This is a genomic window from Paraburkholderia sp. BL25I1N1 (genome assembly GCF_003002025.1).
GTDB lineage: Bacteria > Pseudomonadota > Gammaproteobacteria > Burkholderiales > Burkholderiaceae > Paraburkholderia.
This window is the reverse complement of the sequence record NZ_PVZB01000056.1, coordinates 1-13,837: the sequence shown is the minus strand read 5'-3', so window position 1 is coordinate 13,837 and position 13,837 is coordinate 1. Positions and strand designations below refer to the sequence as shown.

The window sequence follows — 13,837 nt, the reverse complement described above, 5'->3', positions numbered from 1 at the left end:
CCCGTAGCGCCAGGGTTCGGCCATCAGACGTTCAACGCTTTCCGGTGAAAGCGCCACGCCGGGCATGGGCAGATCGAAGCGGGCGCGCTCCATCAATCAGGACGCGCCTGATGCGGCTCGCACGGGAAAGACAGGAGCCGTGAGGCGTGGATACGTAAGACGTGGATACCTGTCGCAGCGTACAGCTTTCATCGTTTGACCTCTTCCCCGAGTTTTTTCAATCATCGGGGATAGTCGTTCGATAGTCAGCAGGACTATTTCGCAATAACGCTGGGAAATGTCAGCGGCGTCCAGTTGCATTGACGGTTATCTACCCCGTCCTGAGCATGTTATGTATCGTGCATCGACACGGACCACCATGCTGGCGTCAGCGCAGGCATAAAAAAGCCTGCGACGGGCGCGGGCAACGAGAGCGCGTCTGCAGATCAGGAGGGGAATTGTGCCGACGTGCAGAATCAATGCGCGGGTCGTGTACGCAGCCGTGACATCGGACAAATCCGGGAACGCGCAGCAAGCGACATGATAAAAAAGGGCGACCGGAATCGCCCTGAATGGTCACGCAAAACACCTGCCGTGTCCCGATGATGCGGACAACCGGAGGCCGTGTGCCAGCAACCAGGTTGTTAAATTCGAACGGAACAGATGTTTGTTGCTCTTGAGCATCGCGGGAAGAATTTATCCACAGAAATTGTTGACAGGCTTGTTGATAACACCAGGAGATCCCACCTAAGTACTTGACCCCACACCACATTCATCCCCAGACGCAGTTAACGCCGCCGCGCCTCAATAAACACTCGCCTCACCCGCCGGCCGATTCTTGAACCGCTTGTGCACCCAGTAGTACTGATCAGGAATCCGCCTCACCTGCGTCTCGAGAAACTCGGTGATGCGCCGCGCGTCGACGGCCACATCGTCGGACGGAAAATCGCTTAGCGCGTCGAAGATGCTCAGCTTGTAGCCGCGATAATCCGGCAGCACTTCCGTCACGAACGGCACCACCCGCGCATTCGCCGCGCGCGCCATCCGCGAGACGGAGGTGAGCGTGCAGGCCGGCACGCCGAAGAACGGCACGAACACCGAATCGCGCAAGCCGAAATCCATATCTGCGGCGAGCATCACCGGCTTGCCGTCGCGCAGCGCGCGCAACGCGCGTCGCACACTGTCGCTGCGCGGAATCATCTCGGTGCCGAAGCGGCCGCGCTGCCGCTTGGCCATCGCGTCGAGCAGGAGGTTCGACATCGGCGTGTAGAGCGAAGCGACCGGATGCCGCGTCGAATACATCATGCAGCCCGCCTCGATACCGACGAAATGGAAGCCGACAAAAATCGTCGGCTTGCCTTCCATGTCGGACAGATCAATCGCGCTCTCCACTTCGACGAGGCGCGCCAGCGCCTGCGCATTGCCGAACCATTGCGGCCCGCGTTCGACGTAACTGCGGATCACGTGACAAAAGTGCGCGCGCGCCAGACGTTCGCGCGCCTCGTCGCTCATGTCCGGAAAACACAGCTTCAGATTGGTATGCACGACGCGCCGGCGCGTGCTGGGAATTCGGTACAGCAAGGCGCCGATACCGGTGCCGATTCGCGCGACGACGCTATACGGCAAAAAAGCAAACGCGCGCAGCAGACCTGTCATCAGACAGATCAGGATTCGACTTTTCACAAGGCGGGACCCGGTGGATGCTGGATGGCAAACACGCCGGCCGCGGCAACCACAACATTGCCAGCGGACGAAGTGACATACGCGCGCGTCTTAACGGGTCTCGCGCGGCGCGGATTCGAGAATGGACGTCTCGCTTGTGGCGAAATGCCGCGGTGCCGGAAGCCGATCCCGTGCAGGGGATCAGGCGTCGTTTAGGACCCTTGATAAAAGCACCGCCGGCGTGATTAAAACACATCGCGGGTGCCGGATACACAATCCACCGGGCAGACCACCCGGCAAACGGCAAGAAAGCATTGCCGGGCGGCGCTTCCCTGCTCTTTCAAAAACTTGCCTGCGTGCGCGGCCGCCAGATTCAAACGGTCCGCACACGCCCGCCGCGCCCCAAGGGAATCCCCCTGGAAAACATCACGGCTTGTTCGACTCGAACAGATCCATGATCTGCTTCTTCTCGTTCGACGAGACACTCGGCGGCGGCACCGTCGGCGGCGTCATACCGGCCGGGCCGACGCCACCGACCGCATCGCTCACGCCGGCGGTCGGATTCGCCGAGTCCAGACCGATGCTGGCGACGAAGCCGTTGCCCGGCGTCATATCCGTATAGAACAGTTCGCCGTCGACCGAAGTCACGCCGTCAGGCTGGGCCGGTTCGCTTTGCGGCACGCCGCGCAACGCGCGCTGCATGTATTCCACCCAGATCGGCAACGCCAGTTGCGCGCCGAATTCGCGGCTGCCGAGACTCTTCGGCTGGTCGTAACCCATCCACGCCACCGCGACGAGCGACTGCTGATAACCGGCAAACCAGCCGTCTTTCGCGTCGTTGGTCGTCCCTGTCTTGCCCTGCAGGTCCGTGCGATGCAGCGCGTTGGTGCCCGCGCCCGTGCCGGCCGTTGCCACCGAGTGCAGCAGGCTGTTCATGATGTATGCGTTGCGCGGTTCCAGCGTGCGCGGCGCATCGCGACCGGCCGTCAGCGGCTGCGCCTTGGAGAGCGGCTGGCCGCGCGCATCCGTCACCTCGTTGATCAGATACGGATTGATCCGGAAGCCGCCGTTCGCGAACACCGAATACGCACCCGCCGACTGCAACGGTGTGACGAGGCCCGCACCGAGCGCCATCGGCAGATAGGGCGGGGTCTTGTCGGCGTCGAAACCGAAGCGCTGCGTGACGAAGTCCTGTGCGTATTTGGTGCCGATGTACGACAGAATGCGGATCGACACGAGGTTCTTCGACTTCTGCAGCGCGAGACGCAGCGGCATCGGACCGTCCGGCTGGTCGTCGTCCTTCGGCTCCCACGCGTCGCCGCCCGGCGTGCTCGACGGGAAGTACAACGGCGCGTCGTTGATGATGGTGGCCGGTCCGAGACCCTTGTCGAGCGCGGCCGAATAGATGAACGGCTTGAAGCTGGAGCCCGGCTGACGCCACGCCTGCGTAACGTGGTTGAACTTGTTCTTGTTGAAGTCGAAGCCGCCCACCAGCGCGCGAATCGCGCCGTCCTGCGGCGTGAGCGACACCAGCGCGCCTTCCACTTGCGGCAGTTGCGTGATCTGCCAGTTGCCCTTGTCGTCCGCGATCAGGCGCACGATCGAGCCGGCCTTGATCTTCGTGGCGGCCGTGGCGCGCGCGCTCAACGCGGCGGCAGCGAAACGCAAACCGTCGCCGCTGATCGTCACCTGCGTGCCGTCCACGAGTTGCGCCTTGACCTGCTTCGGCCCCGCGTCCGTCACCACGGCGGCGATGATCTCGCCGTTGTCGGGGTGATCGGTGAGTGCGTCGTCGATAGTCTGGTCGCGGTCGTCGCCCGGCGCGGGCAGTTGCACGAAACCTTCCGGCCCGCGATAGCCGTGACGCCGCTCGTAGTCCATCACGCCCTTGCGCACCGCGCGATAAGCGGCGTCCTGGTCGGCGGAGTCGATCGTGGTGGTGACATTCAGGCCGCGTGTATAGGTTTCGTCCTTGTACTGCGCGTACATCATCTGCCGGACCATTTCGGCGATGTACTCGGCGTGCACGCTAAATTCGTTGCCCGGATTCTTGGTGTGAATCTCTTCCTTCACGGCCTGATCGTACTGATCCTGGCTGATGTATTTCAGCTCCAGCATGCGCCGCAGAATGTACTCCTGACGGATCTTCGCGCGCTTCGGGTTGACCACCGGGTTATACGCGGACGGCGCCTTCGGCAAGCCGGCCAGCATCGCCGACTCCGCCAGCGTGATGTCTTTCAGATCCTTGCCGAAGTACACGCGCGCGGCCGCGGCGAAACCATAGGCGCGTTCGCCCAGATAGATCTGATTCATGTACAGCTCGAGAATCTGATCTTTGGTCAGCGCGCGCTCGATCTTGTACGCGAGCAGCATTTCGTAAATCTTGCGCGTATAGGTCTTCTCGCTCGAGAGGAAGAAGTTGCGCGCCACCTGCATGGTGATTGTGCTCGCGCCCTGCGAGGCGCCGCCGTGCGAGAGGTCGGAGATACCCGCCCGCAGAATGCCGATGAAGTCGACGCCGCCGTGCTCGTAGAAGCGATAGTCTTCGATCGCGAGCACCGCTTTCTTCATCTGATCGGGAATGTCCTGGAAGCGCACGAGGGAGCGCCGCTCCTCGCCGAACTCGCCGATCAGCACATGGTCGGCCGTATAGACACGCAACGGCACCTTCGGACGATAGTCGGTCAGCGCGTCGAGCGACGGCAGTTGCGGCCCCATCACCACCAGCGCATAGCCGACGATCAACGCGCCCACCACCGCGAGGGTCGCGAGCAGGCTGGCGAACCAGATGACGAGGGTCGCGCCGAGGGAACGGCGGCCGGCCTCGGCGTCGCGCGAAGCTGCGTTGCGTCCTGGAGTGCGTTGGTAGGAATCCCGGTCTTCACCAGACGGAGAATTGGATGAATGCGGTCGTTTGATGATTGGCATGACTGGAATAGTGGGCGCATGACTGAACGCCTTTCTGCACGCGCGCATGGCGCGCACATGAATCGTGATCGGGAATCGTAGCCTGAGGCGCAAACCACCGCGCGGCCCTTTGCCCCCGGCAGGCCGCACGGCGCGCCCGGGTCGAGTCCGGCGCAACGTAACAGCGCATTTTAAAAGAAATCAAGCACGGTCCAAGTTAGTTTTTTTGTAAGAATTCCCTTCGCGCGAAAGGAGTCTGTAGTTTCGGACGGCCCCACGAGCGCTTTCACGCGCTGCCGGAGTTATTCACAGAAAATGTTGAAAGGCCTGTGGACAAGCTGCCCGCAAACGTTACAACTCGTTGATGCCATGGGATTTTCATGTCGCGCCCGTTCCGCATCGGGGCAACTCGTCATATGATGGACTCGGCGCGCGCTAACACGGGCTCGCGCCGCGGCGTCCGCCAAATGGCCGCTTTGAACCGCCCATGCCAACAAGTATGCGAGCCGACCATGAATAAGCCCAGCGAACGCATCGTCGTATTCGTCACGACCGCGCAGAAGCGCGCGATCACCACCACCGCCGAAAATATGGGCATCAGCGTCAGCGAACTGATGCGGCGCGCGGTCCTGAGCTTCGGCGCGACCAGCGAACAGGTGAAAGCGGCCAGCATCGTCGACCGCCTGCGCGCGCCCCGCGCCCCGGACGCGCTCGACGCCGCGCTGCAACGGGTCGCGCGCGGCACACGGCACGCGCGCGCCGCATTGCCGCCGGTTTTGCAAACGCACGGCGACAGCACAAGCGGCGCGCCTACGGATGGCGCGGCGGCTTCCAACGCGCCTGCGCCGGGCGGACTGCCGGGCGTTGCATCCGGACAGGCGGAGCCCGCGCCGTTGTTGCCGGCGGGCCTCGCCGCCGCGCTCGCCGCCGGCATCGACGAGGAAGCCGCGGCAACCGCCGAAGCCGTCGCGCGCGTGGCGGCAGCCGAAGCGGCATCGGCGGGAGGACTCCCAATGCAGACCGATACGGAAGCGCAATTGCGCAGCGTGCTTAAACACCCGCGCGTCGACGCCCCGCGCGACGACGACGATCCACTGGGCGATCCCACCACGAAAGGCGGCCGTTTCGCGTAACGGGTTTGTGCGATGCCTATCGCGCGGCTTGTGTCGGCGCGTTGCACATCGTTACATCGGCGTCATTCAAAATGCGTGAGCTTTCGGCACTGCACGCCTGGCATTCATCCAGCGATCAGAAGCGGCGTTTGCATATTGAAAGAAGCAGCTTCGGCGTTGGCGAATTTTGTGTGGTTATATGCACGACTATTGGCCATCGTCGACCCTGCTCGCGCAAGACGACGATGGACGCAAACACCGCCCGCTCGCACCGCGCCTATTCACGCCCACGACACGTGCTGCGCGCAAAGTTGGCTAATCTGTCATCGCGCCCTTTAAGGGGGTTTTAAGAGAGCGCGTGGTGTAATATCCGCGAGCGGCTGAATGACGCATCGCGCGATTTAACCTTCGAGCTGTTTGCCACTCGATATTCGAATCGAACTATTTACATTGCCGCTATTGCAATCGGCGCGCGCGCCCCGAACTCCGGTCCGAACGTCGCGCAGCTTCGCGTGCAGCGGCGTAAAGTAGCAGTTGAATGCAGTTGAGCGCGCGGGATTATTCAGCGCCGTTTACATTCTTTGGAGGTTTTCATGTCGCTTTTTGACAGCATTTCCCGCACGCTTAAAGGTCTCCTGAACGACGCAGCCGACTCCGTGCAAGATCCGTCGCGCGACTCGCGCCAGATCGTGCGCGAACTCGACGAGAGCATCGCCAAAGCCGAGAACTCGCTGATCGAGATCCAGGCGCAAGTGGCCACGCAGCAAAGCAAGCGCGATGTTGCCGCGGACAAGGCGAAGAAATACGAAGACGGCGCGAAGCGCGCGCTGCAATCCGGCGACGAAGCGCTGGCGCGCGAAGCCCTTGGCGCGCAAGCCACGGCCGAAGCCGAACGCGATGCGCTCGCGAAGGAACTGACTACGCTGGAGCCGTCCGTGGCGCAGCTCAAGAGCCAGATCGAAGACATGCGCACGCGTCGCAACGACCTGAACGCCCGCTCCAACATTCTGCAAGCCAAGCAGCAGATTGCCCAGGCGAAAGATGTGGCAGCCACCGCTTTGGGTGGCATCGGCGGAAAGAATCTGTCCGAAGATTTCCAGAAACTTGAAGACAAGGTCGCGCTGTCGAATGCCCGTTCAGACGCACGCCTGAATTCGGCCGACGTGAAGAGCGGCAAGGCGCTCGACGACAAGCTTGCGGATCTCAACCGCGGCCCGTCCGTCGAAGATCGTCTCGAAGCATTGAAGAAGCAGATCAATACGCCGGCCCAGTAATTGCGTCGGCAGCAGTACATACCGGCGGCCTTCGTGTGAGCCGCCGGAATCGACTGAAGGAGACGGGCGCAACGCGCCCGGTCCGTAAATGAAAAAATTTCTCGCAACCGCGTTTGCCTCACTGCTGTTCGTGTCGGCCGCGGCGTTCGCAGTGCCCACCGTTCAGCAGATCGAATCGGCCATGTCGCAAGGCAACTGGCAACAGGCCGACGCCGGCCTGAGCGAAGTGTTGCAGGCGCATCCGAACAATGCGCGCGCACACTATCTGTATGCCCAGGTGCTCGATCGCGAAGGCCGTTCCGCCGACGCGCTCGCCCAGGTGCAGCAGGCCAAGACACTCGACCCGCAAATCCGCTTCACCGACCCGACCCGCTTCGCGCAGACCGAAGCACGCATTCGCAAGGACGCGGAACGGGCAGGCGCCATGGGCGGCAACACGACCAGCCGCGCGCCCAACCCGTTCGCGCAGCAGCAGACGGCGCCGTCCGTGCAGCAACAGTCGGCGATGGTGCCGCAGGCGCCGCAGCGGCATGGTCCGGGCATGGGCATGTGGATCGGCATTCTTGTCCTCGTCGGCGTAATCGCGCTGGTGCTGCGCTGGACCTTGCGCCGCGCCCGCACGCAAGGCGATACGCGTGCCGACGACGAGCGTCGCGTGCAGCTCAAGCGCGCCACGGAGATGCTCAACACCGTTCGCTCGCTCAAGCTCGATGTGAAGCTCTCCACCGTGCAAGGTCATGAGGCGCTGGAGAAGGAAGTCGAAGCCACTGAAGACCAGTTGCGCGGCCTCGTCGAAACGTTGTCGAACAGCAAGAATCCGCTGCCGCCGTATCAGCTCGACGAGCTCGAGCAACGGCTCGGCAGCATGCGCGCGCGCCTCGAAGGCCGGCCCGATCCGTATGCCGCACCGGCCGCCAGCGCGCAGCAACAGTCGCCGTATGCGCGGGAAGCCGAACGTTTCGGCAACCCGCCGCAAGCGCCCTATCCGCAGCAAGGTCCGTATCAGCAACAGCCGCCGGTTATCGTGCAGCAAGGCGGCGGTGGTTTCGGCGGCGGCATGGGCGGTCTGCTGACCGGCGTGCTGCTCGGCGAAGCGCTGAATTCCGGGCGCGAGCGCGTGGTGGAGCGCGACGTGATCGTCGACGACGAAGCGCGGCGTCGTGGCAACGACGGCGGCAATGGCGGCAATGGCGGCGGCCTCGACTTCGGTCAGGGTTCGAACGACTGGAATGACAACGGCGGCGGTGTCGATCTGGGCAGCAGCGACGACTCCGGCGGCTGGAACGACAACACCTGAGGTTCGCCGCGCGGCTGAAATCGAATCAGGCTGCACAAGCGCGCGTCATTGAAACAGGCTCCTTTACGGGGCCTGTTTCGTTATGGCGATCCGTTTCCGAGGCTTCACGTTCGCGTCGGCACCCGTTCACTGACCGGTTCATGCTGCGCCAGCACCACCGAACCCGCGAACAGCCGGACAATGAAGCGCTCCGCATAGGCGATCAGCGCATCGCGGCGCGCGTCGTCTGCGTCGATATATTCGGCTGAGAGATGAAAGAGTTGCAGCACGATCTGCGTGCAGACTTCGTCGACGGTCTCGCGAGAAAGTGTCGGCATCAATTCCAGCTGAACGACGTCGTCCGCCATTTCCGCCGATACCTCGTGCAGGTTCGCGCGCACGGCTTCGCGCAATGCCGGCGACGTACCATGATATTCGGCGAGCGCGCTCAGAAACGCCGCACGGTTGTCCAACGCGAATGCAAAGAACGCGACGCAGGCGCGGCGCGGCACGCTATGCGGTTCGTCGTGCGCGGCGAGCCAGCGCTCACGACGCAGCATCGGCCGCAACCGTCGGCTCACCGATTCGAGAGCTTCGCGCGCCAGCTCGTCGAGCGTATCGAAATGACGATAGAAGGTATTGGGATTGAGTCCGGCCTCGCGCGCCAGTTCGCGCAAACCCAGGCTCGTGAAACTGCGGCCGCCCGCCGTCAGCCGCAACGCGGCTTCGATCAGTTTGCGCTTGCCGGCCGGCAATTCCTGCCAGACGGTTGCGCCGTGTTCGGCGGCGGCCGCCGCATCGGCTACGAATGTCATGTGTTTTCAATCGATGCGCGCCATGCGCGTTTAATAGCAGTACTCTAAACGATCTTGACGCCAGGTGCACAGTTGTCTACCCTGCGCGTTATGCCGCAGCATGCATCTGTAGACGCCTGAAATTCGCCCCATGCCGGAGACCGCCGTGACGCCTGCCTCATCCGCCCCGCCCGCCGCGCCGCGCATCGTCATTGTCGGAGGCGGCTTTGCCGGTATTGGCATGGCGATTCGTCTGCAGCGAATGGGCATCACGTCGTTCACGATCTACGAGGCGGCCGGCGATATCGGCGGCACCTGGCGCGACAATACTTATCCCGGCGCGGCCTGTGACGTACCCTCGCATCTCTATTCGTTTTCGTTCGAACCCAACCCGGCGTGGTCGCGCGCGTTCGGCGGCCAGGCGGAAATCTTCGCCTATCTGAAACGCTGCGCCCGCAAATACGATGTAGAGCGTTACGTGCGTTGCAATGCGCGCGTAGCCGCGGCGCGTTTCGACGAAGTGCGCCAGGTCTGGCATGTCGATATCGATGTGAACGGCGCGCGTGAAACCATCGAGGCCGATGTGGTGATCGCCGCAAGCGGTCCACTGTCGCGCCCGGCCATGCCGCAAATCGCGGGGCTCGAACGCTTCGAAGGCAAGCTTTTTCATTCGGCGCGCTGGGACCATGCGTATCCGCTCGAAGGCAAGCGCGTCGCGGTGATCGGCACGGGCGCGAGCGCGGCCCAGTTCGTGCCGAAAATCCAGCCACGCGTTGCGCATCTCGATCTGTTCCAGCGTACCGCGCCTTGGGTCATGCCCAAGCCCGACAAACCGGTCGACGCGCGCGCCCGCTGGTTGTTCCAGCATCTGCCGTTCACGCAGCGCTTCTTGCGCAGCGCGATCTACTGGCAGCTCGAATCGCGCGCCATCGCGTTCGTCGTCAATCCGGAGCTGCTGAAGGTGCCGATGAAATTCGGCCTGAGCTACCTGGAACGACGCGTCAAAGATCCGGAGCTGCGCGCCAAGCTGACACCGAACTACCGGTTCGGCTGCAAACGCGTGCTGCTCTCCAGCGACTACTATCCCGCGCTCAGTCAGCCGAATGTCGATGTGGTGACGAGCGGCATTCGCGAAATCGTCGCCGACGGGATCGTGACGGAAGACGGCGTGCATCGCCCCGCCGACACCATCATTTGCGGTACGGGTTTCCAGGTCAACGACGTCGGCGCGCCGTTCGAAGTGACCGGTCTCGACGGCGCGGATCTCAGCGCTCAATGGCTGCGGGACGGCCCGGAAGCCTACCTCGGTGTGAGCGTCGCGAACTTTCCGAACTTCTTCATGATCGTCGGGCCGAATACGGGCCTTGGCCACAACTCGCTGCTCTACATGATCGAGTCGCAAGTGCAATACATCGCCGATTGCCTGCGAGTACTGCGTCGCCGCAAGGCACGCACGATGAATCTGCGGCCCGACGTGCAGCGCGATTTCAACACGCGTTTGCAGAAAGACATGCAGCATTCGGTATGGGCGAGCGGTTGTCGTAGCTACTACCAGACCCGCAGCGGCAAAGTGACCGCGTTGTGGCCGGGCTTCAGCTTCAGCTTTCGCAAGCGCACTCGCCGCGCGCGACCGCACGACTATCGCTTTGCGCCTTGACGGCGTGACGCAGTGAGCGGCGGCTGACAACCCGGGAGAACACGACGCCGTCCATGCGATCCAATTCGAAGCCGCGCGAACCAGAAATCGAACTACAAGGGAGATAACAAACATGGCAAGCATCGACTCCGGCACGCCCGCCTCGACGTCCCCGTTACCGCCGCGCTCGCTCGCCGCGCGCCTCGGCATCACCAGCGTGCCGCGCGACGAATTGCGCCGGCGCTATACGCAAAGCGGCTCCAGATTCGTGAAGATCATGGGTGCCGACGTGCATTACGTCGACGAAGGCAGTGGCGACATCATCGTGATGATCCACGGCTTCGCGTCTTCGCTGCATACCTGGAATCGCGTCGCCGATGAACTCAAGCGCGAGCATCGCGTGATCCGCCTCGACCTGCCGCCGTTCGGCGTGACAGGACCGCTGCGCTCCAGCAGCGGCGCGATCGAAACGATGAATCTGCCGACCTACCGGCGTTTCATCGACACATTCATGCAGGCGCTCGGCATCTCGCGCGCGACCTTCATGGGTAATTCGCTCGGCGGCCTGATTGCGTGGGACTATGCGGTGCGGCATCGCGAAGCGGTTGAACGGCTCGTGCTGATCGACTCGGCGGGCTTTCCGATGAAACTGCCGATTTATATCGGCCTGTTCAACAGCGCGCTGGTGCGGGTCAGTTCGCCGTGGTGGCTGCCTGAGGTCATCGTCAAAAGCGCGGTGCGCAACGTGTATGGCGATCCGCGCAAGATCGATGCGGTGACGCTGCGGCGCTACGTCGAGTTCTTTCACGGCGAAGGCACGCGCGCCGCGATCGGCAAAATGGTGCCCACGCTCGACTTCAAGGAAGTCGACACCGACGTGCTGAAGACACTCCACGTGCCGACGCTCGTGCTATGGGGTGCGAAGGATCGCTGGATTCCGACTGCGCACGCCGCCGAATTCGCCAGCCGCATTCCGGGCGCGAAGTCGATCATGTATCCGGGGCTCGGCCATATTCCGATGGAAGAAGCGCCCGAGCGCGTGATGGCCGATCTGCGCGCTTTTCTCGACACGCGTGGCGCACGTGTTCCGGTTGACGAAGGCACACGTCGCGCACCGGCCTGACCCGACTGCTTCGTCCCCGCAATTCAATCAATCGATGTTTCTCGCGGGCTCGCGCGTGCATATGGCGCGAGAATCTTGCGCGCCCTTCCCTCGCCTCGCGCGACGCGTTCAGCCGCCGCCCAGCAGACGCAACAGTCCCCAGAGAAACTTGCAGAGCATGACGATCAGCTCCCACAGATGATAGAGCTGTTGCCAGCCCGAAACGCGCGCGAAGGAGTCGATCATGAGTTACCGGTAATAAGCGGAAAGGTCTGCGGATATGCGTGTGGACCGCGGTTGGACCGCACATCATAACGACTGCGGGATACCCCGGATCAAGTCGCTTGAAAGACTGCCGTAAACGCGTCGAGGAGGCGCTGAAAACGCGTTGGGTGATTGCGCCGATTGAATGCGCCGGGCGCGGCGGCGGAGAACATATTGCATGCGAAGGAGACCACCATGACGCGTTTCAGCTTTCGCCGTTCGGCCCGTTCGCACACGGTGGTCGGCGATATTGCCGCGCAAGCCGGCAAACTGGGCATTGAAATCTGCGACGTATCGGGCCACGTCGAGGAAGTAGCCGCGCGCGTGCAACACCAGGCGCACGTATGCCGCGCGCTACGCGAATCGGCCGCGCAGACGCTCGCGGGCAATCATCGCATTGCCGCTGCCGCGCGGAAAATGAGCGACGTATCCGCCGAAGCCGCGACCGGCGTGCAGGAATCACAGCAGACGCTCGAAGCGTCGCTGGCCGACATTCATGGACTCGTGGAAGGCGTGACGGTCATCGAAAGCCAGATCGGCGCGTTGCGCAGCGCGCTGGCGCATGTGAGCCGTGTCTCCGAGGAGATTTCGCTGATCGCGCGTCAGACTCATCTGCTGGCGCTGAATGCCGCGATCGAAGCCGCGCGCGCCGGCGACTCCGGCAAGAGTTTCGCGGTGGTCGCGGCCGAAGTGAAGAACCTCTCGGCGAAGACCGCGCAGGCCACCGGGCAGATCGAGACCACCTTGGCGCAGCTCACGCAACAGACCGAGCAGCTGATCAGTGAGGGATCCGTGAACACCGCGCGGGCGCACCGCGTGCGCGAAGGCACGCGCAAGATCGGCGACGTCGTGCATGCAACGGGCGATGCGATCGCGCATCTGAATGACGAGGCCGGACAGATCGCCGTGTTGACCGGCGAGATCGAATCGCAGTGCGGCGGACTCGAGGCGCGGGTGCTGGAAATGGCGAGCGGCGTCGAGGATTCGAGCGAGAATTTCGTGCAGGCGAAGGACCGGCTGGGGAATTTGCTTGGCGTATCCGAAACCCTGATCGAGCTGACCGCCGCGACGGGTGTGGAAACGGCGGATACGCGTTTTATCGAGGCCGTGCAGCGGGCGGCGGCCGCCGTGAGCAAGGCATTCGAAACGGCGGTGGCGCGTGGTGAAGTGTCGATAGAGGATCTGTTTGACCGGCATTATGTGCCGGTGGTTGGGAGTAATCCGCCGCAGTTTTTGACGCGGTTTACTGCCTTGACCGATCGTGTTTTGCCGGCTATCCAGGAGCCTTTGCTCGATCTCGATCCGCGTGTCGCCTTTTGTGCCGCGGTCGATTCGCGGGGGTATTTGCCGACGCACAATCTGAAGTTTTCTATGCCGCAGCGTGATGGTGATGTGGTCTGGAATACCGCGAATTGCCGGAACCGGCGGATATTCGACGATCGGACCGGGATTGCCGCGGCTTCACATACCAAGCGGTTTTTGTTGCAGACGTATCGGCGGGATATGGGCGGTGGGGAGTTTGTGCTGATGAAGGATGCGTCGGCGCCGGTTTTTGTCGGTGGGCGGCATTGGGGTGGGGTTCGGGTTGGGTATCGGGTTTGAGGGTTTTTGGTTTTGGCCTTTTCTTGTGTTCTTGGTGGTCTATTAGCGTTGCCCCTGTGCGGGGTGGCACTTACTTCTCTTTGCCGGCCGCAAAGAGAAGTAAGCAAGAGAAAGCGGCTCACACCGCTAATTCTGGACCTATCCGTAATTTCGTGGGCGGGGCATATCATGAGGGATCAAGGTCATGGATATGCCGATGAAAAGGAAACGCACCGTCGCGTCTCAGGCA

General features: G+C 62.7%; 9 protein-coding genes. 6 read left to right on the top strand and 3 right to left on the bottom strand.

Annotated elements, in window-relative coordinates:
* Positions 1–783: 783 nt before the first annotated feature.
* On the bottom strand, positions 784–1,662 hold the full coding sequence (locus B0G73_RS39470; RefSeq protein ID WP_106286433.1) for a lipid A biosynthesis lauroyl acyltransferase: 879 nt from the start codon (positions 1,660–1,662) through the stop codon (positions 784–786).
* 405 nt (positions 1,663–2,067) lie between these two features.
* Positions 2,068–4,569 (bottom strand): penicillin-binding protein 1A, encoded by a 2,502-nt coding sequence (locus B0G73_RS39465; protein ID WP_106286432.1) that lies wholly within the window; start codon positions 4,567–4,569, stop codon positions 2,068–2,070.
* A 491-nt stretch (positions 4,570–5,060) separates the two neighbouring features.
* Between B0G73_RS39465 and B0G73_RS39460 the strand changes: the two genes are divergently transcribed.
* The 3 genes from B0G73_RS39460 to B0G73_RS39450 all read left to right on the top strand — a co-directional run bounded on the left by B0G73_RS39460 (position 5,061) and on the right by B0G73_RS39450 (position 8,231).
* Entirely contained in the window at positions 5,061–5,681 is a 621-nt protein-coding gene (locus B0G73_RS39460; protein ID WP_106286431.1) for a hypothetical protein, read from the top strand.
* Positions 5,682–6,253: 572 nt separating this feature from the next.
* Complete coding sequence (locus tag B0G73_RS39455; protein ID WP_011488613.1) at positions 6,254–6,934, top strand: PspA/IM30 family protein; 681 nt, start codon at positions 6,254–6,256, stop codon at positions 6,932–6,934.
* A gap of 88 nt (positions 6,935–7,022) precedes the next feature.
* Positions 7,023–8,231: a M48 family metallopeptidase gene (locus B0G73_RS39450; protein ID WP_106286430.1), complete on the top strand. Its 1,209-nt coding sequence runs from the start codon at positions 7,023–7,025 to the stop codon at positions 8,229–8,231.
* A gap of 104 nt (positions 8,232–8,335) precedes the next feature.
* On the opposite strand, the gene B0G73_RS39445 is transcribed toward B0G73_RS39450, so the two are convergent.
* A complete protein-coding gene (locus B0G73_RS39445) occupies positions 8,336–9,025 on the bottom strand; it encodes a TetR family transcriptional regulator (protein ID WP_181196778.1) in 690 nt (229 codons plus the stop codon).
* Positions 9,026–9,170: 145 nt separating this feature from the next.
* On the opposite strand from B0G73_RS39445, the gene B0G73_RS39440 reads away from it, so the two are divergent.
* The 3 genes from B0G73_RS39440 (at position 9,171) to B0G73_RS39430 (ending at position 13,608) form a co-directional block, all read left to right on the top strand.
* On the top strand, positions 9,171–10,661 hold the full coding sequence (locus B0G73_RS39440) for an NAD(P)/FAD-dependent oxidoreductase (protein ID WP_106286434.1): 1,491 nt from the start codon (positions 9,171–9,173) through the stop codon (positions 10,659–10,661).
* 112 nt (positions 10,662–10,773) lie between these two features.
* Positions 10,774–11,763, top strand: coding sequence for an alpha/beta fold hydrolase (locus B0G73_RS39435; protein ID WP_106286429.1), 990 nt, complete (start codon positions 10,774–10,776; stop codon positions 11,761–11,763).
* Positions 11,764–12,201: 438 nt separating this feature from the next.
* Positions 12,202–13,608: a methyl-accepting chemotaxis protein gene (locus tag B0G73_RS39430; RefSeq protein WP_106286428.1), complete on the top strand. Its 1,407-nt coding sequence runs from the start codon at positions 12,202–12,204 to the stop codon at positions 13,606–13,608.
* Positions 13,609–13,837: the final 229 nt, after the last annotated feature.

Coding starts and splice junctions, on each gene's coding strand:
- B0G73_RS39445 (WP_181196778.1), bottom strand. CDS start 9,025: ATGACATTCGTAGCCGATGCGGCGGCCGCCGCCGAACACGGCGCAACC.
- B0G73_RS39465 (WP_106286432.1), bottom strand. CDS start 4,569: ATGCCAATCATCAAACGACCGCATTCATCCAATTCTCCGTCTGGTGAA.
- B0G73_RS39435 (WP_106286429.1), top strand. CDS start 10,774: ATGGCAAGCATCGACTCCGGCACGCCCGCCTCGACGTCCCCGTTACCG.
- B0G73_RS39430 (WP_106286428.1), top strand. CDS start 12,202: ATGACGCGTTTCAGCTTTCGCCGTTCGGCCCGTTCGCACACGGTGGTC.
- B0G73_RS39450 (WP_106286430.1), top strand. CDS start 7,023: ATGAAAAAATTTCTCGCAACCGCGTTTGCCTCACTGCTGTTCGTGTCG.
- B0G73_RS39460 (WP_106286431.1), top strand. CDS start 5,061: ATGAATAAGCCCAGCGAACGCATCGTCGTATTCGTCACGACCGCGCAG.
- B0G73_RS39455 (WP_011488613.1), top strand. CDS start 6,254: ATGTCGCTTTTTGACAGCATTTCCCGCACGCTTAAAGGTCTCCTGAAC.